The 1,998-nt window shown below is 32.6% G+C and carries 1 pseudogene; it reads right to left on the bottom strand.

The window, feature by feature from the left end:
• Positions 1–1,998, bottom strand: a pseudogene (locus tag ACYSNM_RS13770) (hypothetical protein); the annotation flags it as partial.

Here is a 1,998-nt window from a genome sequence, read left to right as displayed (position 1 = left end):
TGAAATCTTTATTCTCTGTTACCTGTGTAATGAATTCAATATTATCTCCTAACTGAGTAATAAACTCTTTGTTTTCTACTAAATTGGTTACAAACTCTTCGTTACCTGCTAAGTTTGTTACAAAAGTGGAGTTAGAAGCAATCTGTTCTACTGGAAGAGTCACGCTATTTCCTTTACTGTCGGTAATAGTTAATAGATCCCCTTGTAAAGTAAAACTTGAGTTAGTAGTATCTAGATCACTCCAGTCTACAGTTACCTTATTACCGTCTTTATCAAAGTAGTAAAGCTCTTTAGTAGTACTATCATAACCAACATTACCATAAGTTCCCTCTAGTTTGTTGATGATATTATCAATAAACTCCTGGTTATTTGTTACGTTAGTTACAAAATCAATATTGTCTCCTAACTTAGTTACAAACTCTTTGTTACCTGCTAGATTAGTTACGAAGGTTGAGTTAGAAGCAATCTCTTCTACTGGAAGAGTCACGCTATTTCCTTTACTGTCGGTAATAGTTAATAGATCCCCTTGTAAAGTAAAACTTGAGTTAGTAGTATCTAGATCACTCCAGTCTACAGTTACCTTATTACCGTCTTTATCAAAGTAGTAAAGCTCTTTAGTAGTGCTATCATAACCAACATTACCATAAGTTCCCTCAAGTTTGTTGATGATATTATCAATAAACTCTTGGTTATTTGTGACGTTAGTTACAAAATCAATATTGTCTCCTAACTGGGTAATAAACTCTTTGTTTCCAGCTAAGTTTGTTACAAAAGTGGAGTTAGAAGCAATCTGTTCTACTGCTAATTTTACGCTATTTCCTTTACTATCGGTTACACTTAAAAAGTCTCCTTCTAAAGTAAAAGTAGTGTTAGTAGTATCTAGATCACTCCAGTCTATGGCTTGTTGATCACCTTGAGCATCTATATAATAGAATTTTTTGTCTTGGGTATTATATACCACGTTTCCATAAAGACCACCTAGTTTCTTAATTATGTTATCAATAAACTCTTGGTTATTTATTAAATCGCCAGCAAGGTCAATCTCTACCGCTTCTCCTTTTTCATTGATGTACTTAAACACATAGTTATCTCCTTCTTTTACGTAGGTTACAACTCCCGCAGGTACATTATCCTTAAAATATTGATTAAGTAAGTTCTTTACCTCTTCATTGTTGATAATATCACCAAAGTTGGTGTTTACATCTGCAATTATATCAATGTTAGTGATGGTATTGTCCTCACTTGTATAGGTATAAACTCCTTTGTCTTTTTTATCCAGTGTAGTTATTGTTTCATCTACAGCAGCACCTGAAACAATAGTAGTTAAGAACTCTTGGAAGACATCACTTTTAGCTAAAAGATCTACTAAATCTATATTAGAAACATCACCCTTTTCATCTAAATATTTAAGTAAGGCATTACCTTGGTCATTACTTCCATTTAAGCTTGTTAAGGTCTCAGCTGATGTAACAATTTCTTGGAAATTAATCTCTACTTTATCTCCTTGTTCATTTAAATAATAGAAGTCTCCTGTTGTTGGATTAAACCCAACATTACCATAAGTACCAGTCAACTGATTGATAATATTTTCGATAAAATCTTTATTCTCTGTTACATGGGTAATAAAGTCAATATTATCCCCTAACTTGGTGATAAACTCTTTGTTTCCAGCTAAGTTTGTTACAAAAGTAGAATTAGAAGCAATCTGTTCTACTGCAAGAGTTACACTATTTCCTTTACTGTCAGTAATAGTTAAGAAATCTCCTTCTAGAGTAAAGCTTGAGTTAGTTGTATCTAAATCGCTCCACTCTACCGTTACTTTATTACCGTCTTTATCAAAATAATAAAGCTCTTTTTTAACGCTATCATAGCCAACATTACCATAAGTTCCCTCTAATTTATTGATGATATTATCAATAAACTCCTGGTTATTGGTTACGTTAGTTACAAAGTCAATATTATCCCCTAACTTGGTGATAAACTCTTTGTTACCTGCTA

It is taken from the genome of Myroides sp. LJL116 (genome assembly GCF_054871685.1).
This window is presented reverse-complemented; position numbering and strand designations above follow the sequence as displayed.